This window comes from Paenibacillus sp. JT22N1, assembly GCF_059692155.1.
The window spans coordinates 376,807-394,505 of sequence record NZ_JCAUAW010000006.1 but is presented as its reverse complement, the minus strand read 5'-3'; the positions used below and the strand labels follow the sequence as shown (position 1 = coordinate 394,505).

Below are 17,699 nucleotides of genomic sequence, written 5' to 3'. Positions count from 1 at the left end.
CCAACAGCCAACAGCCAACAGCCAACAGCCAACAGCCAACAGCCAACAGCCAACAGCCAACAGCCAACAGCCAACAGCCAACAGCCAACAGCCAACAGCCAACAGCCAACACCCAACGCCAAAACCCAAAACCCAAAACCCAACACCCAAAACCCAAAACCCAAAACCCAAAACCCAACACCCAAAACCCAACACCCCAAACCCCAAACCCCAAACCCCAAACCCAACACCCAACAGCCAACAGCCAACGCCCAACATCCAACAACAAATAACTAATAACCAATAATAACTTGTAACAAATCTGATATCTGATTACAAAATCAAATTTAAAGCAATTCCTCCATAATATATCAAGCTATACCAACTTCAACTGAATCATCCAACTCAACAACTCGTTCAACATGGACTACACTGACTACTAAAACAACCTGAATAAACAGAATACCAGTGTTATCAGAACTAGCGGTGTTACCGCAGTTACAAGTGTTATCAGTGTTACTAGAGTTAGCAGAGTCATCAGAGCTAGTAGAATTACTAGAGTTATCGGGGCTATCAGCTACAAGAGTTACAGAGTATCAGAGCTACGGAGTTACAGAGTTAATTAAATGGCATTTTTGTATATGTCTCAGAATTTCATTTCTACCAAGTATATTGCTAGCTCAAGTAGCCTGAATTCTACTCTTTACAATGAGAGTTCTTTTTATAAAAGAACTTCACAAGAGAACATTTGTTTGGTATAATGTAAATAAGAACAAATGTTCGAAAATGGAGAAGGGGTGAGGATATGGAACTGCAATTTACCGATGTGCAATCTCTTACGTTTCTAACCGAAGAGGAATGTGAGAATTTCTTAATGAAGATGCGCTGGTCTAATGGGTTTTGTTGTCCTCGCTGTGATAATAATGAAGCTTTTAGAATCCGTACACGGAGATTATTAGAGTGCAAGGAATGCAGAATGCAGGTCTCTATAACTGCTGGGACGATTATGCATAAATCCAAGCTCTCATTACTCCATTGGTTCCGTGGCATCCAACTGCTATTGCAAGAAGGCAAAGAGTATACGGCGAGTTCTTTATCACATATCCTTGAAATTAATTATAGAAGCGCTCAATTGATGCTTCAGAAAATTCATTATGCAAATTTGGTTAAAGAAAATAGGCTTAATTTGTTTCAGAACGTAAGAGAATCAGTCTCTAACGCTCCAATATATAATGATCAGGAATCTAATGAAGAAACGCCTCAAACCGATTTAAACCAAAACTCCCCTAACGAGTGGAATCTGCACTCATACTTAGAATCCAAAATCAATAGACTCAATTCCAAATTGATGATACGGAGTATTTTGCCTAAGGAATACCAAAAATATTTGCATAATAAGAATAGATCAGGATTTACATTTAATAAATGGATTAAGACGTTTATATCGGTCTATTTATATCCTACTTTTCTTAAGTGTTTTCAACTCTCTACTTAGCACAACGGCTTGAATTGACTCTGTCCTTTTTTTCAGGCATGATGGATGAGCAGTATGTTTTGAAAAACAATGGAGTAGGGAGAGAGGCTAGGTTGAAAAAGACTTTACAAGTACCTATTCATTTCTATCGGAAGTTTATTTCTCCGTTGAAGCCGCCTACTTGCCGATTCTATCCCACTTGTTCGCAATATGCATTAGAAGCAATTGAAGTTCACGGTGCGTTGAAGGGATCATGGTTAACGGTGAAACGAATTTGTAAATGCCATCCTTTTCATCCAGGTGGTGTTGATCATGTGCCGGCACGAGCGGAAAATTTATCTCATAACGATCAGTCTGCTTGACAGGCAGCTCATTTTTTCGATATATTTGCCTTAAGTTGTATATATATGATTTCGATGAACGGATAAGTACAAACGGATGCCTATAAACAGAGAGCCGGGTTAGGTGAAAGCCGGTATAGGAGTAGGTTTGGAATATGGTCCCGGAGAATAGGCCTTCGAGCTACCCAGTTTGCATTTGTGAAGCAAATGGCAAAATGGGAGTAAGCTGGCCTCGTGTCCCAGCGTTAATGGGCAAGTCGAAAATCGACTTACTGAGCCCCGAGCTTGTGAAAGGCGGGGGAACCTGGGTGGTACCGCGTGAGTTCAACTCTCGTCCCAAGATGGATGAGGGTTTTTTGTGTTTTCTACTATTTGCTAGGAGGAACGAACGATGTCAACGCAATCGAAAACATTTTACATTACAACACCAATTTATTACCCGAGTGATAAGCTGCATATTGGTCACGCTTATTCTACGGTAGCGGGTGACGCTATGGCACGTTACAAGCGACTGCGCGGCTTTGATGTCAGGTATTTAACAGGTACGGATGAACATGGTCAGAAGATCGAGCGTAAGGCCCAGGAGAAAGGGACGACGCCTCAAGAATTTGTTGATCATATTGTTTCAGGAATCAAAGAGCTTTGGGCGAAGCTGGATATTTCATATGATGATTTTATTCGAACAACCGAAGATCGTCATAAAGATGCCGTTGGTAAGATTTTTCAAAGATTACTGGATCAAGGTGATATTTATTTAGGGGAGTATGAGGGCTGGTATTGTATTCCCGATGAATCTTTTTTCCCGGAGAGTAAGCTGGTAGATGGGAAATGTCCAGATTGTGGGCGACCTGTGGAGAAAATGAAGGAGCAAACTTATTTCTTCCGGATGAGCAAGTACGTCGATCGCTTAGTGCAGTATTATGAGGATAATCCAGATTTCATCCACCCAGAATCTCGTAAAAATGAAATGCTGAATAACTTCATTAAACCAGGTCTTGAGGATTTGGCTGTATCCAGAACGACGTTTGACTGGGGAATCAAAGTTCCAGGGGATCCGAAGCATGTCATTTATGTCTGGATCGATGCGCTTTCCAACTACATTACCGCACTTGGCTATGGTTCTGAAGATGAAAGTAACTTCAAGAAATATTGGCCTGCGGATGTTCATTTAATGAGTAAAGAGATTGTTCGATTCCATACGATTTATTGGCCGATTATGTTGATGGCGCTTGACTTACCTTTGCCGAAAAAGGTGTTTGCGCACGGTTGGCTACTCATGAAGGACGGCAAAATGTCGAAGTCCAAAGGGAATGTTGTCGATCCGGTTACGTTGATCGACCGTTATGGTTTAGATGCGCTGCGTTACTATCTCATGCGCGAAGTGCCTTTTGGGGCGGATGGAACATTTACGCCAGAAAGTTTTGTTGAGCGAGTCAATCATGACCTCGCCAATGATCTCGGGAATCTATTGAACCGTACGATCGTGATGATCGATAAGTACTTTGTGGGCAAGATTCCCGCATATGTTGCAGGGGCTACCGAATTTGACGAAAGTCTCTTGGAGACTGTTCATTCTACGGTAGCGAAGTACGAGGAAGCAATGGAAAAGATGGAATTTTCCATTGCGCTTTCAGCTGTGTGGCAGCTTATCAGCCGCACGAATAAATATATCGACGAGACGCAGCCTTGGTCGATGGTGAAGGATGAAGCCAAGCGCGAGACACTTGGCTCCGTAATGTATGTGCTGGCAGAATCCCAGCGCATTTCATCCGTGTTGTTGCGTCCGTTTTTGACCAAGACGCCGCAACTGATTTGGCAGCAGCTCGGCTTAGCTGCAGAGGACCTGCCACGTTTGACGGCGTGGGAGAGTGTGCAAACCTTCGGGCATCTCCCTGCTGGCACAAAGGTGCAGAAGGGAGAGCCTATGTTCCCTCGACTGGACGTGGAGGCAGAAGTCGCCTACATCGTCGAGGCCATGGGAGGCGGCGCTGAATCTAGCGCCGAAGAAGCGACAGCGGCTGCACCTGCAGCTGTTGCCAACACAGTGCCCGCGCCAGAGGCTAAGGACGAAATCGCGATTGACGATTTCGCCAAGGTGGAGCTGCGCGTAGCTCAGGTGCTATCGGCGGAGCCTGTGAAAGGCGCCGATAAGCTTCTCAAGCTGCAGCTCGACCTTGGATACGAGCAGCGCCAGGTTGTGTCGGGCATCGCGAAGTTTTACTCGCCCGAAGAGCTTGCTGGACGCAAAGTGATTTGCGTCACGAATTTAAAGCCCGTCAAGCTGCGCGGCGAGCTGTCACAAGGTATGATTCTCGCTGCTTCACATGGCGACCAGCTTACTCTTGCTACAGTCCCTGATTCGATGCCTAATGGAGCAATTGTGAAATAATAGGAGCCAAAACGAACAAACACCTCATCCCTTATTTTTCCGGGATGGGGTGTTTGTGTTAGTATGGGTGTTTTTAATGTGAGTGGGGCATGATAAAGGAAACTAACCACGGAGTGAGGCATATGAGTGTTCGGTTTCTTGTGAAATTAATGGGTATAACAGGAATGGTTATTCTTATTTCGGCTTGTTCGATTTTCGGTGGCGACTCAAGTAAGAAGAAGGAGGATGCCAAAAAGGATCAATCGAAATCTAAAGCACAGAGTACAAAAGGGAAAGAAAGTATTATTAATCAAGAGTTGAAAAAGCAATACGAGATGTACAATGAGATTCTTCAATATAAGATTGAACAGGATAAAAAGCTTATTAAACAGTCAGAAGAACGTTATAAGAAGTTAAAAGAGGAAAGTGATAAACCATCTGATTCTAAGGAAAGTGGGGATAAAAGTAAAAAGGATACAGGTGGGTCGAAGGAGGGAGATTCAGGTAGTTCGAACAAGACAGATGGTGGTGGAGGTCAATCGAAATAACAAAACAAACCAATAACTTGTTACAGATGGGGCCATGCTGTGAATTCGACAGCTGGCTTTTTTGTTTTTTGCACTTCGATGTATTGACTTCAATTAAAGGGACTCGTATAATCAATTCGTTAATAAAAATTATTACGATTTAGAAAATGGGTGGTTAATTATGATGGTAAGAAATAAGAGAGTTCTTTACATAGTCTTGTTGGCTATTTTAACTGTTATCATGGCTGGTTGTGGAAGTACTGCTAGTTCGAAAGCTAAGATGGTTCAAGGCAAAGTCAATGTGGTGACTAGTTTTTATCCTCTTTATGAATTTACTCGCAATATTGGTGGGGAGTATGTGAATGCGATCAATTTGGTCCCGGCTGGCGTAGAACCGCATGACTGGTCGCCAAAGAGCAGAGACATCAAAAATATGACCCAAGCCCAGATTTTTGTGTATCAAGGAGCAGGATTTGAAGGTTGGGTAGAGGACTTCCTGGGTAGCTTGTCAGCAGACTCGACTTTAAAGGTAGTTGAGGCCAGTAAAGGGGCAAATTTAATAAAAACGACGGAAAATAAAGAGGAATATGACCCTCATGCTTGGTTAAGCCCGTTAAACGCAGTGAAAATGGCTAATAATATTAAAATAGCTCTGATTGAAGCGGATCCTGCTCACAAGGATGTTTTTGAGCAAAATTACACGAAATATGCAGCGAAATTGACCGATTTGGATGCACGGTACAAAAAGGAAATTGCTGGTACTTCGAAGAAAGAAATTGCAGTTTCTCATCACGCTTTTGCTTATTTATGTAGGGATTATGGCTTGACACAAATGTCAATAATGGGATTATCGCCGGATGCTGAGCCGACGGCTCAGGATTTGAAGAAAATGAATGAGTTTTTGAAAGAACATGGCTTGAAATATATTTTCTTTGAAGAACTGGTATCTGATAAATTAGCCAAAACGTTAGCTAAAGATGCTAAAGTGGACACAATGGTACTTAATCCGATTGAGGGATTAACGGATGATCAGATGAAGGCAGGCAAAGATTATATCTCGATCATGGACGAAAATTTGAAAAACCTAGTAATTGCCTTACAATAAGGTAAGAGTAATTCCATTCTTTAGTGAGTCAGGAGTAAGAAGATGGAGAATAACAGTAAAAACTTTTGCCATCGGAGCATAGTATCTATTGATAACCTTTCATTCTCTTATGATAATAAGAAAGTGATAGATAAGCTTCATTTCGATGTTCTTGAACGTGATTTTGTGGGTGTCATTGGTTCCAATGGTGCTGGAAAAACCACACTGCTTAAAATGCTTGTCGGTCTGTTGAAACCAACAGTTGGAGAGATCAGGCTGTTTGATCGCCCGCTGAGTCAATTCAAAGATTGGGAACGTATTGGTTATGTTCCTCAAAAAAATGCGTTCAACCCCTTATTCCCAGCTACAGTCAGGGAAATTGTTTTATCTGGTATGTATAGCAAGAAGCGGGTTTATCGCCGGTTGACGAAAGCCGATCTTCAAAAGGCTGAAGACGCGATGCTTGCAATGCGCATCGAGGATTTGGCTGACCGACGCATTGGTCAGCTGTCGGGCGGACAGCAGCAGCGTGCTTTCCTTGCACGCGCGATCGTAAACAACCCAGAGCTGCTCATTCTCGATGAGCCGACGGTAGGCATCGATGCTGAAACGCAGGTCGGATTTTTCCGAATGATCCGTCATATGCACCAGCATCATCATATGACCTTCATCATGGTATCCCATGATATGGACATGATGCAGTCATATCTAGGTACAGAGCCGCAAAAGGTAAGTGGCGGCATTAAGTTTTATGTAAAGCATACCCATGATCCGGAGGATTGCCGTGAGACGAATTTGACACACTCAATCGGCCAGATTCGTGAGATGATCGGAGTTCAATAAAGAGGAGAGACTTTGTTCTCCGAACAAAGATCCCTATATTAGGAGCGGGCATTTTGGACATATTTACGGAATATTTTTTTCAACGTGCATTAATTGGTGGCATTCTGATTGGGCTTACTGCGCCTTTAATGGGCGTTTTTCTTGTCCTTCGACGGTTATCCATGATTGGGGATACACTTGCGCATGTTTCAATTGCAGGTGTTGCCCTTGGATTTCTCATTAACGTGTATCCTTTGGGTGTTGGCCTCGTATTCGCTTTGCTTGCATCATTTGCCATTGAACGTTTACGCAAAGCCTACAAGACTTATGCTGAGCTTTCCATCGCCATTATTATGTCAGGCGGGGTTGCACTGGCGACTCTCCTTTTTACTATTGGCAAAGGCTTTAATATGAACGTCATGAGTTATTTGTTCGGCAGTATTTACACATTGGATTCAACCGATTTATGGGTTGTCTTTGGTGTTTGTGTACTCGTTGTTGGTGTAATCGCCGCCCATTTCAAAGAGTTCTTTCTTATGTTCTTTGATGAAGATGCTGCGAGTGTAAGTGGACTTCCACTTAAATATTATAATATGATGATTACAATGCTAACGGCTCTTGTGATATCAGTCGCTATCAAAATTGTCGGAGCACTGCTAGTGTCCTCGTTATTAACGATACCGGTAGCGTGCAGTTTATTGATCGCTCGGAGCTTTAAGCACTCCGTCTTTTTAGCGATACTATTTTCTGAAATTGCTGTGGTCATTGGTCTTGTCGTTGCGGGTGTATGGGATCTTGCTCCTGGTGGAACAGTTGTACTCACTCTTATAGCGATACTGAGCGGGATCATTTTGAAAAGAGGATTGAGGATTTAATATGGATTCTGTAAATTTGTGGATTGCTTTATGGGCGGGAATTGCTTCCTTCATATCACCTTGTTGTTTGCCCTTATATCCTTCTTATCTTTCTTACATAACGGGAATTTCAGTTAGTGAATTGAAATCAGGGGAATCTTCTTCGGCAGTTCGGCGTCAAACGATGCTTCATACGTTAAGTTTTATCGTTGGGTTTTCGATCATTTTTTATGCGTTAGGCTTAACAGCGGGCTTCCTAGGCAATTTTTTTATTGATTATCGTGATTTGCTTCGACAAATAGCAGCTTTATTAATTTTCATCATGGGATTGTTCCTGCTTGGCATTTTCCAACCGCAATGGTTAATGAAGGAACGCAAATTACAAATCAAATTTCGTCCTGCCGGTTATATTGGTTCTGTTCTTGTTGGAATGGGGTTTGCAGCAGGATGGTCGCCTTGTGTTGGTCCGATTCTGTCCGCCATCCTTGCGCTGGCTACAACGGAACCTGGTACATGGTTTCAATTAACGACTGCCTATTCGCTTGGCTTTGCGATTCCATTTTTTGTACTATCTTTTTTTATTGGATCTACGAAATGGATACTTCGCTATTCAAACGTGATTATGAAAATAGGAGGGGGCTTGATGATCGTCATTGCGGTTCTGCTCTATACAGGCAAAATGACGCAAATCACGCTTTGGTTAAACTCCATAACTCCTGATTGGTTAAAGTTCTAGTTACGTGAAATATTCGATCTTCGCATCAGGGAATTTATCAAAGATTTGCTCTGTGATAAATTCCCTTAGTGCGTTTGCTTGCTCCTTTCGTCATAACTTAATGAACCATGGGATATTTGACCGCATCTAGGTTGATGCATTATGATAGTTAAGCAGTAGGCAGGAAATAAAGGAAAAGCAGGGGGAAATAAAGCAATGGCAACGCCAAGCATGGAAGACTATTTGGAGAGAATATACAAGCTTATTGACGAGAAAGGTTACGCTCGTGTCTCCGACATTGCTGAAGGGCTTGAGGTGCACCCCTCTTCTGTAACTAAAATGATTCAAAAACTGGATAAAGATAATTATTTGATCTATGAAAAATATCGCGGACTCATGTTAACTCCCAAAGGGAAGAAAATGGGGAAGCGTTTAGTGGAGCGTCATCAACTTCTAGAAAATTTCTTAACGACTATTGGTGTCCAAGAGGACAATATATATAAGGATGTAGAAGGAATTGAGCATCATCTAAGCTGGGATTCCATTACTTGTATTGAAACGTTATTAGAATATTTTCGAAGAGAACCGAATCGGATGGATGATCTAATGAATGTTCGTAAAGATTTAGAAGCTGAAAGCTAGGCAGAGACCGCAATTTGCGGTATTCTGTCTTTTTTTTGGGTATATAAACATACTGCCTCCGCATACATAACAATGGAAGCCCTATAGTCGATAAACTAGGAGGGGTGTCGATTTGAAGATCAACGGAGTGTTTGAAGGCGGAGGCGTAAAGGGGATTGCACTGGCTGGTGGTGTTAGCGCGGCGATGAAGCAGGGGCATGTCTTCAATGAAGTCGCAGGTACAAGCTCAGGGGCTATCGTAGCGGCTCTTTTGGCCGCAGGTTATACAGGAGAAGACATGAAAGAAATGATCCTGAGAGCACCTTTCAGGTCGTTTATGCAGCGTTCGCCTATTTTTAATACGAAAATTATTGGTCCGGCCGCGCGACTGTTCATCAAAAAAGGCTTGTACTCCGGAGGAGCGTTAGAGGATTGGGTAAGTCAACAATTGGCAGCCAAAGGAATTCGTACATTTGGTGACTTGAGACACAATCAGCTGCGCGTTATTGCATCCGATATTACGCAAGGTAAGCTTTTGATTTTACCTGATGATATTGCGCAATATGGGATCGATCCACGTAAATTCTCTATCGCCAAAGCCGTTCGGATGAGCTCAAGCATTCCTTATTTCTTCGATCCTGTCATGATTCGGAGCAAAATAAAAAGCTCTGCAAAGGCAGCGCCTTTCGCAGAGCAATTTTATTATATTGTAGATGGTGGATTGTTAAGTAACTATCCACTTTGGGTGTTCGACCAGGAAACGGATCGTGAGGATATCATACCTGTTATTGGTTTCCAATTAGTCGGTAAAAGCGATATGCCCACACGTAAAATTAAAGGACCGATAACCATGTTGGAAGCGTTATTTGGAACGATGCTGAGCGCTCATGATGAGCGCTACATCGAGCAAAAAAATCGGTTCCGTACGGTCAAAATCCCTACGTTAGGTGTGGGAAATACGCAGTTTAACTTATCGAAGGAACTCAGTATGTCTTTATACGACTCTGGCTTTAAAGCTTCCAATGACTACTTCAACAATTGGTCCGCTGAAACATATGAACAGAATTACGAAAAGTTAGTATTGCGACGCCAATAACGCTGGTATTAATGATATTTGGGTAAATCATCCGAATCAGAATCTTTACTTCCGTTGATAACACGGAACTTCGCGTTTTTCCTTTTCCCTTTGGCTGGCCCCCGACCAATCGAAGTCTTTCTCCAACGAGAAGGTGGGAATTTGTATAGAAGAAAAATAATCCCTAACACGAGAATAGGAATGAATAAAGTTCGCAAACTTACCAGCAAACCAATCGCAATCAAAATCGCAATGGCGACCTCGATCGGGGAAAATTTTCTTCTCATGCCCGTCCCTCCAAAATTCGTTGTTCTGCTTCACGCATGCGGTTGAAAGAAGCAATCGACACCTCAACTTGACTGTCTTCAGGTTCCTTGGTCGTAAGCAGTTGAAGCCATAGTCCAGGATAACCTAAGTAACGAAGCACAGGAACTTCACGAAGCGAATTGGTAAATCGTAATACCTCGTAAGAAACACCAATGACTACAGGCAGCAATATTAAACGCTGCACGATGCGTTCGACATATCCGTCATAGTGTAGGAATGAGTAAATGACAACCCCAATCAAAACGGTGAAAACGATGAAGCTGCTGCCACAACGATAATGAAGCGTGTTGAATTTCTGTACGTTACTTACCGTAAGTTCTACGCCAGCCTCATAAGCACTAATGACCTTGTGCTCAGCGCCATGATATTGAAACAATCTGCGGATCATAGGTGTCAAAGATATGAAATAAATATATCCGACAAGTAAAATAATCTTAATAACACCTTCTATAAGATTATGAAGAAATTGATTGCTAAATACATTTTGAAACAAAAACTGTTCAATGACAGCTGGAACCAGTGTGAATACGAATTTCCCAAATAGAAAAGAAATCACACCTACAACTGCTACGCCAAGAATCATCGAGATATTGGAAAAGAAGCCTGGTTTTTCTTCTTTCTTGGCACTGTTAGCATCCTCGCCTTCTTGTTCCGCGAAGGATTCAGCTGAGAAATTTAGATGCTGCGCGCCTTTAGCGCTTGATTCAATGATTCCCACAATACCGCGTATAAAAGGAATTTTCTTGAGTGTTTGGACCCAAGGGATCACTTTCTTCGGTACTTCTAAGTAATCAAGGGAACCGTCTTTTTTGCGCACAGCGGTTACATGCACATTTTTTCCTGCGAACATGACGCCTTCAATGACGGCTTGTCCTCCATATATACTGTTTTGTTCTGCCACAAGATCCACCTTCTTATCTTTCTCAAATTCGGTTATTTGTACTTTCTTATTGTAACGGATTCGTAGATTGAATGCTACCGATAGCGGTAGAACATACTATTCTTACCTAAGGAAAGACAAGCAATATGTGTAGAGAAAGGAAGACACTGGATGACAAGTGATAAAAAGGAAGATAAAATCCTAACGAATCGTTGGGTATTTGCCCTTTACATCGGTTTTTTCGCAGGATTCATATGGGGAGCAATCAAAATTGTTGAGCATTATTTAAAGTTCTCCCAGATTGTAATCGGTTTTCTTGTAGAGCCTTTTTTCAAACATGATTTTCTGCATACTTGGCAGGGAACGCTCGTTGGTTGGGGTTTCTTCACCGTATTTTCAATCATTGCTGCGTTCATCTATATGGTCACGATGTGGAAGCTTCTGGGGCCTTGGTGGGGGCTAGGGTATGGAGCGCTATGGTGGGCAATAATATATTTACTCATTGGTCCCTTATCGGGGATGACCTATTGGATTCAGGATCTAGATCTAGATACCATTCTTAGTGATTTTTGTTTGTTCTTGTTATGGGGGATGTTTATTGGTTATTCGATTTCTATTGAATACACGGATGCAAGAACAAGACAACCTATACACAAGACATGAAAGTTATGGTAAAATATCAAGGTTAAATAGGCTTGTAGAGCCCATTTTTCAATGAAAAATGCTTGGGAGTGATTTCCTGTTGAAAAAGGTTCTAGTCATTAATGGTCCGAACTTAAATATGCTCGGCGTACGTGAACCTGGCGTGTACGGAACGGTTTCGCTTTCAACGATTATTCAAGGTTTAAATGAATTAGCTGAGACGCTGTCAATCGAGCTTGAGAGCTTTCAATCGAATCATGAAGGCGATATTATTGATAAAATTCATGAAGCGTTCGGCACAAAAGATGGTATTGTGATCAACCCAGGAGCATTCACGCATTATAGTTATGCCATTCGCGATGCACTTTCCACGGTTCAATTACCAACTGTTGAAGTTCACATTTCGAATATTCATAAGCGCGAGGAGTTTCGTCATCATTCGGTTACTGCGCCTGTCGTTATCGGTCAAATCAGTGGTTTCGGTGCACAAAGCTATGAACTTGGTTTAAGAGCATTATTGCCCCATTTGCTAGGATAAGCGACATTTGGTCCCTCAGGGACGAGTGCGTTTGTCAAGATTGATGCGAAGCGAAAGTATAAAACATATACTTTCTTTATCAATTAAGAAGGATTGGTGATCTCAATGCAGGAGAAACGTATTGAACGTCTTCGCAAGGTTATGCAACAGCAAGATTTACCGGCAATACTCATTACGAACGCATACAACCGTACATATGTATCTGGTTTCACTGGGTCTTCTGGCTATGTCCTTATAACGTTAGACCGTGCTTTATTGTTAACTGATTTTCGTTATATGACGCAAGCTCCTCAGCAAGCTAAGCTATTTGAAGTTGTTGAGCATAAAGCTAAAGCAATCGAAACCGTGAAGGAACTTTTGCAGCAGCAAGGGATCACGAAGCTTGGCTTCGAGCAAGTGGATGTATCCTACGGCGATTTCCTAAGCTATCAAGTAGGATTAGCGGGTATCGAATTGGTGCCTACATCGCGCGTTGTTGAGTTGATTCGAATGGTTAAAGATGAGGCGGAATTACAGATTATGCAAGAAGCCGCCGATCTAGCTGATCAAACGTTCTCACATATTCTGTCTTTCATCAAGCCAGGTGTGCAGGAGAAGGACATTGCTCTTGAGATTGAGATGTTTATCCGCAAAAATGGGGGGACTTCTACATCGTTTGAAACGATTGTAGCCTCTGGAGAACGATCTGCGCTTCCTCATGGCAAAGCAAGTGATCGCGTGCTCCAAATAAACGAATTTGTCAAATTGGATTTTGGAGCGTATTATAAAGGGTATTGCTCAGATATCACAAGAACGGTTATGCTAGGTAAGCCGACAGACAAACATAAAGAAATTTATGACATTGTATTGGAAGCCCAATTAAACTGTTTAGCCAATCTCAAACCAGGTATCACTGGCCGAGAGGGCGATGCTTTTGCACGTGATGTTATCGTAAAGCATGGCTATGGCGATTACTTCGGTCACGGTACCGGACATGGTTTAGGCATGGAGGTACATGAAAATCCACGCTTGTCGAAAACCGAGGATATGATTTTAACACCTGGTATGGTGGTTACGGTTGAACCCGGCATTTATCTCCCCAACTTTGGCGGAGTTCGAATTGAGGATGACGCAGTAATTACTGACACCGGCATTAAAATACTTACACATTCTACCAAAGATTTTCTTATTATTGACTAGCGGAGGGATTCACAAGTGATATCAGTTAACGATTTCAAAACAGGTCTTACGATTGTAGTTGAGCACGATATTTTCACCGTTCTAGATTTCCAACACGTTAAACCAGGTAAAGGCGCTGCATTCGTGCGTTCCAAACTTAAGAATCTACGTAACGGCAATACCGTTGAACGTACATTCCGTGCTGGCGAGAACGTTGGACGAGCGCACATCGAAAACCGTGAAATGCAATACTTGTACGCAGCTGGCGATGAGTACACATTCATGGATACAGAGACGTATGATCAGATTTCCCTTTCCCAGGAACAATTGAAATGGGAATTGAACTTTCTGAAAGAAAACATGAACATCAAAATCATGAGCTATCAAGGTGAAATTCTTGGGATTAACCTTCCGAAGAGCGTTGACTTGAAAGTTATCGAAACCGATGCAAGCGTTAAAGGAAACACAGCTCAAGGTGCTTTGAAAAATGCGAAAGTGGAAACAGGTCTTAATGTGATGGTGCCACTTTTCATCAACGAAGGCGATATTCTTTCCGTTGATACAGATGATGGAAAATACCTTTCACGCGCGAGCAACTAATGACTAAAGCCTTTCAGACTCTTTGGAGTCCAAAAGGCTTTTTTTCATTTCACGTGGATTTCTTACCACAGCAAGGTGTTTTTATGCTATAATATTGAATTGTTATGCACTAGTATGCGTTGGGAGTGGGTCAGCTTTGTCTCTTATAGTGATGAAATTTGGCGGGAGCTCTGTCGGTGATGCAGAGCGAATGAAGCGTGTTGCAAAAAGAATCGTGGAGCGTAAACAAGCAGGACATAGCTGCGTTGTTGTCGTTTCGGCGATGGGAGATACAACGGATGATTTGATCGACCTGTCTAAGCAAATTTACGATGGAGCCCCTCCGGCTCGTGAAATGGATATGCTGTTAACGACAGGAGAGCAGGTATCGGTAGCTCTCTTATCGATGGCGATACATAATTTAGGTGAGCAGGCGGTTTCTTATACTGGCTGGCAAAGTGGTATTTATACAGAACCGGTTCATGGTAAGGCAAGAATTACGGATATTCAGCCACATCGTGTACTGAAAGCTCTAGAACAAGGCAATGTCGTCATCGTTGCAGGCTTCCAAGGTATGACCGAAGCGGGTGAGATTACCACACTAGGCCGCGGCGGGTCCGATACAACGGCTGTTGCGCTTGCTGCTGCAATTAAAGCAGATCTATGTGAGATTTATACCGATGTAGATGGGATATATTCGACAGATCCGCGCATCGTGAAGGTTGCGAGAAAGCTAAATGAGATTTCCTATGATGAGATGTTGGAGCTTGCTAATTTAGGGGCTGCAGTTTTGCATCCAAGGGCTGTAGAATATGCCAAAAATTATAACGTTACCTTAGTGGTGCGTTCCAGCTTTACTTACAATGAAGGTACCAACGTGAAGGAGGAAGCAGTGATGGAGCAAGGAATCGTCGTTCGAGGCATCGCTTACGATAAGAATGTGGCAAGAATTAGTATTCTAGGTGTACCTGAGAAACCGGGACAGCTGGCGAAAGTATTTATTGCGCTTGCCGAAGAGCAAATTGATGTCGACATCATCGTACAAAGCGGTGTGATCAGCGGTTCGGCTGATTTCTCTTTCACAACGACCCTTGCAGATCGCGAAAAAGCATTGACCGTCATTGAAAAAATTCGCGGTGACATCGGATACCGTGAAGTGACATCTGAAGTGAATCTTGTGAAAGTGTCCATAGTTGGCGCAGGTATGGTAAGTACACCAGGCGTTGCTGCAACGATGTTCAAGGTGATTTCTGATCTTGGTATTTCAATTTCGTTAGTCAGTACATCGGAGATTAAAATGTCCTGTGTCGTTGACAACACGAACCTTACTGAAGTTATCCGCGCTCTGCACACAGCATACGGCTTGGACACTAAAGAGCAAGCATTTGTTGGTGGGCCAGAAGATCGCAGATAATCGAAACATTAATGCAACTTATCCGAAATAAAATAAGCCAGCTTTAATAAAAAAGCCGTTATTCCGGCTGCCATTAAGGGGCCAACCGGAATTCCGCGCATAAATATAATGCCAAATATAGAACCAATCACAAGACCCACAATTAATTGTGGGTCTAATTTTAGTAGTTCCAACCCTTTTCCATTCATATAGGTAGCAATGGCTCCGCCAAGTAGAGCGATGATGCCCGGCCAAGTGGTGAATACCGACAGGATATCCTTCAAGGAGATGCGCTCGCTGGCAAAGGGGACCAGGACCCCAATCGTTAAGAACAATAACCCGAGTTCTAAACCTCTGCGCTCCATCGTAGGGAAAAAACGGTCTAACCCAATAAGCTTAATCGCAAGTAAAATGCAAGCCGCGGTAGTAATAATTGGTGATCGGCCAATGAGTCCAATAATAATGAGAATAACTAAGAGTAAATCGCCATTCATAATCAAAACCCCTCGTCCTCATAACTTCAATCTTAGTTTATGAGAAGGGCTTGTATTTAGAACGAAGGCGTGTCTGTCAAAGATGCATCAGTACCATCTGTTCTCGTTCCAGTATGGGAACTTGATCTGCGGTATTCGGTTTGGCGCACAAAATCAAATCAGCCTGGAAACCAGACTTATTCATTTTCTTTCCATTACTAGAGGCTAATATGGTCTCAAACAAAGTATCCTTTGATTGCAAATAACATCCCCGCATCGCCATGCCGAAGTCATTGACTGCCATATTTTTGTCACCGAGCAGTATCGATAGTTCCTCAAGAATAAGACCTGCGCAAAGCCCATCTTCCAATGAGAAAACATCTTGGGTTCCTGCACACAAAATAACAGTATCCCGTTTGAAATCGACCGCGGCCCTCGCACAGGCTTTGCTGTTTAATAGGGCTCCCGCTAACACGTGATCGGCTTTCATCGCTTTCTGAATGCCTCTTGTTCCATTCGTGGTTGTGAGAATAATTCGCTTGCCTTGGACGGCTGCTTTCGTGTATTCCAGTGGCGAATTACCGAAATCGAAACCAGGAATTTTTTTGCAAAAACGCTCGCCTCCAAGCAAGTCACCCTCACGAAATAACTCTTTGGCTTTCAGGACTGTTTCCACAGGAACAATGGCTTTGCAACCGTTAATCAGTGCGGTGATGATCGTGCTAGTTGCACGTAAAACATCAACGACAATGACGGTTTTATGAAGAAATTCGTCACTTCTAGCTTCGCCGATGTTGGCGACAACCTCGATATGCATCTTTTAATCCTTTCTGGTACCCAAAGACAACGTATCGGAACGGAGTCCTCTCCGTAACGCTTCCAACGCCATCAACTCATCCGGTGAAATATTACCCAAGTGGATGTCTGGGCCTAGCATGCTAATTAAATGCACTTGCTGACTTTTGAGCGGTGCTTCCCATAAGAGCTGCTGTCCAGGAATTGCGGAAAGTACTCTTTGCAGTTCGTCGTCCTTACATTTTCCGTTATGATCAAAAATCCCAACGCCCATTCCCGATTCTCGGGCTTCTATGGTAACCAGTTTTGCCCCGAGTTCCGTATCGATTAAGACCGTTTCAATTAATTCCTCCAACTCAATGGAGGATCCCCAGCCTTTCTTACCATATTCGGTAATGACCTCGAAACCCTCATCCAATCCTCTGGCAATAAGCTCATTTCTGAGTCTGCGCTCCATCTCAATCGTCCCGTCGGAAATTTCAACGCCATTAAAACCAAGTGCGATAAGCATGTCAAAAAAAGATCTTACTGCATTCTGTCTGATGGCGACCTCCAGAAAGGTACCACCCGGGTAAATGCATATGCCGTTTTCTTTTGCTGAGTTAATCTTACTTTTAAGTATTTGTAACGGATAAAGCGGCGAGGTACCGAAGCCAATTTTGATCATATCCAGATGGCTGCTTGACGTGCTGAGCAGATCTTGAAAAGCGTTCAAGCCTAATCCTTTATCCATCACCATCGTTTTACCCAGCGTTCTTGGTTTAGCCTGCCTTTGTCCTGTGGGGTCGGCTAGAACGGGGTTCCATTTCAAATGAGAGGTCACTTCCATCGGTAATTCTCCTCACTGTCCTTTGAAGGTTCAATTCTGTGTTCAGCATATGCATCTTCACAAATGGAGGTGCCCAGCATGCCTAAAATCAGACGAGCTTGCATAAGGTAGGGTAAAAAGAGTGAGCTGTTGTTGAACATTCCTAAGTTACATTCGAGTGCTCCGCAATCTTATAAAAACTTCTAGGCTCCATTGTAAAGCTGTTCCCTTTATTGGATTGGCCTT

At 42.8% G+C, this 17,699-nt stretch carries 20 protein-coding genes; 15 read left to right on the top strand and 5 right to left on the bottom strand.

The features are described 5' to 3' along the window. Window positions 1-784 precede the first annotated feature (784 nt). The 10 genes from AC58UU_RS15015 to AC58UU_RS14970 all read left to right on the top strand — a co-directional run bounded on the left by AC58UU_RS15015 (window position 785) and on the right by AC58UU_RS14970 (window position 9,881). Window positions 785-1,474, top strand: a complete 690-nt coding sequence (locus tag AC58UU_RS15015) for a transposase (RefSeq protein ID WP_497316808.1) — start codon at window positions 785-787, stop codon at window positions 1,472-1,474. A 38-nt stretch (window positions 1,475-1,512) separates the two neighbouring features. Then, window positions 1,513-1,815, top strand: a complete 303-nt coding sequence (gene yidD / locus AC58UU_RS15010; RefSeq protein ID WP_497316806.1) for a membrane protein insertion efficiency factor YidD — start codon at window positions 1,513-1,515, stop codon at window positions 1,813-1,815. Window positions 1,816-2,185: 370 nt separating this feature from the next. Then, window positions 2,186-4,183 carry a methionine--tRNA ligase gene (gene metG, locus AC58UU_RS15005; protein WP_497316805.1) on the top strand — a complete coding sequence of 666 codons (1,998 nt, stop codon included), beginning with the start codon at window positions 2,186-2,188 and terminating at the stop codon, window positions 4,181-4,183. Between the two features lie 122 nt (window positions 4,184-4,305). Continuing rightward, on the top strand, window positions 4,306-4,710 hold the full coding sequence (locus AC58UU_RS15000) for a hypothetical protein (RefSeq protein ID WP_497316803.1): 405 nt from the start codon (window positions 4,306-4,308) through the stop codon (window positions 4,708-4,710). A 160-nt stretch (window positions 4,711-4,870) separates the two neighbouring features. Beyond that, window positions 4,871-5,794, top strand: a complete 924-nt coding sequence (locus AC58UU_RS14995; protein ID WP_497316802.1) for a metal ABC transporter substrate-binding protein — start codon at window positions 4,871-4,873, stop codon at window positions 5,792-5,794. 42 nt (window positions 5,795-5,836) lie between these two features. Continuing rightward, complete coding sequence (locus tag AC58UU_RS14990) at window positions 5,837-6,616, top strand: metal ABC transporter ATP-binding protein (RefSeq protein WP_171692467.1); 780 nt, start codon at window positions 5,837-5,839, stop codon at window positions 6,614-6,616. Between the two features lie 53 nt (window positions 6,617-6,669). Beyond that, window positions 6,670-7,470 (top strand): metal ABC transporter permease, encoded by an 801-nt coding sequence (locus AC58UU_RS14985; RefSeq protein ID WP_497316800.1) that lies wholly within the window; start codon window positions 6,670-6,672, stop codon window positions 7,468-7,470. A 1-nt stretch (window position 7,471) separates the two neighbouring features. Further along, a complete protein-coding gene (locus AC58UU_RS14980; protein ID WP_497316798.1) occupies window positions 7,472-8,185 on the top strand; it encodes a cytochrome c biogenesis CcdA family protein in 714 nt (237 codons plus the stop codon). A 195-nt stretch (window positions 8,186-8,380) separates the two neighbouring features. After that, window positions 8,381-8,806, top strand: a complete 426-nt coding sequence (gene mntR, locus AC58UU_RS14975) for a transcriptional regulator MntR (RefSeq protein WP_047673922.1) — start codon at window positions 8,381-8,383, stop codon at window positions 8,804-8,806. 112 nt (window positions 8,807-8,918) lie between these two features. Then, window positions 8,919-9,881, top strand: a complete 963-nt coding sequence (locus tag AC58UU_RS14970) for a patatin-like phospholipase family protein (protein ID WP_497316796.1) — start codon at window positions 8,919-8,921, stop codon at window positions 9,879-9,881. A gap of 8 nt (window positions 9,882-9,889) precedes the next feature. On the opposite strand, the gene AC58UU_RS14965 is transcribed toward AC58UU_RS14970, so the two are convergent. Both AC58UU_RS14965 and AC58UU_RS14960 read right to left on the bottom strand, forming a co-directional pair. Beyond that, window positions 9,890-10,147: a hypothetical protein gene (locus tag AC58UU_RS14965; RefSeq protein WP_497316795.1), complete on the bottom strand. Its 258-nt coding sequence runs from the start codon at window positions 10,145-10,147 to the stop codon at window positions 9,890-9,892. Further along, on the bottom strand, window positions 10,144-11,037 hold the full coding sequence (locus AC58UU_RS14960) for a DUF1385 domain-containing protein (protein ID WP_171692547.1): 894 nt from the start codon (window positions 11,035-11,037) through the stop codon (window positions 10,144-10,146). The genes AC58UU_RS14965 and AC58UU_RS14960 overlap by 4 nt, the downstream gene beginning before the upstream one ends. A gap of 201 nt (window positions 11,038-11,238) precedes the next feature. On the opposite strand from AC58UU_RS14960, the gene AC58UU_RS14955 reads away from it, so the two are divergent. From AC58UU_RS14955 to AC58UU_RS14935, 5 genes are all read left to right on the top strand, one after another. Continuing rightward, entirely contained in the window at window positions 11,239-11,730 is a 492-nt protein-coding gene (locus AC58UU_RS14955) for a YqhR family membrane protein (RefSeq protein ID WP_497316793.1), read from the top strand. A gap of 79 nt (window positions 11,731-11,809) precedes the next feature. Then, complete coding sequence (aroQ, locus tag AC58UU_RS14950) at window positions 11,810-12,247, top strand: type II 3-dehydroquinate dehydratase (protein ID WP_497316791.1); 438 nt, start codon at window positions 11,810-11,812, stop codon at window positions 12,245-12,247. 105 nt (window positions 12,248-12,352) lie between these two features. Further along, the gene (locus tag AC58UU_RS14945) at window positions 12,353-13,426 is read left to right on the top strand and encodes a M24 family metallopeptidase (protein ID WP_497316789.1); all 1,074 of its coding nucleotides are present in this window, start codon (window positions 12,353-12,355) and stop codon (window positions 13,424-13,426) included. 15 nt (window positions 13,427-13,441) lie between these two features. Further along, window positions 13,442-14,005 carry an elongation factor P gene (gene efp / locus AC58UU_RS14940; protein WP_171643508.1) on the top strand — a complete coding sequence of 188 codons (564 nt, stop codon included), beginning with the start codon at window positions 13,442-13,444 and terminating at the stop codon, window positions 14,003-14,005. 136 nt (window positions 14,006-14,141) lie between these two features. After that, the gene (locus tag AC58UU_RS14935) at window positions 14,142-15,398 is read left to right on the top strand and encodes an aspartate kinase (RefSeq protein WP_497316787.1); all 1,257 of its coding nucleotides are present in this window, start codon (window positions 14,142-14,144) and stop codon (window positions 15,396-15,398) included. 8 nt (window positions 15,399-15,406) lie between these two features. On the opposite strand, the gene AC58UU_RS14930 is transcribed toward AC58UU_RS14935, so the two are convergent. The 3 genes from AC58UU_RS14930 to comA form a co-directional block, all read right to left on the bottom strand. After that, entirely contained in the window at window positions 15,407-15,871 is a 465-nt protein-coding gene (locus AC58UU_RS14930) for a DUF441 domain-containing protein (RefSeq protein WP_056837856.1), read from the bottom strand. A 76-nt stretch (window positions 15,872-15,947) separates the two neighbouring features. Further along, entirely contained in the window at window positions 15,948-16,667 is a 720-nt protein-coding gene (locus tag AC58UU_RS14925; RefSeq protein ID WP_497316784.1) for a 2-phosphosulfolactate phosphatase, read from the bottom strand. Between the two features lie 3 nt (window positions 16,668-16,670). After that, complete coding sequence (gene comA, locus AC58UU_RS14920; protein WP_497316782.1) at window positions 16,671-17,474, bottom strand: phosphosulfolactate synthase; 804 nt, start codon at window positions 17,472-17,474, stop codon at window positions 16,671-16,673. Window positions 17,475-17,699 lie beyond the last annotated feature (225 nt).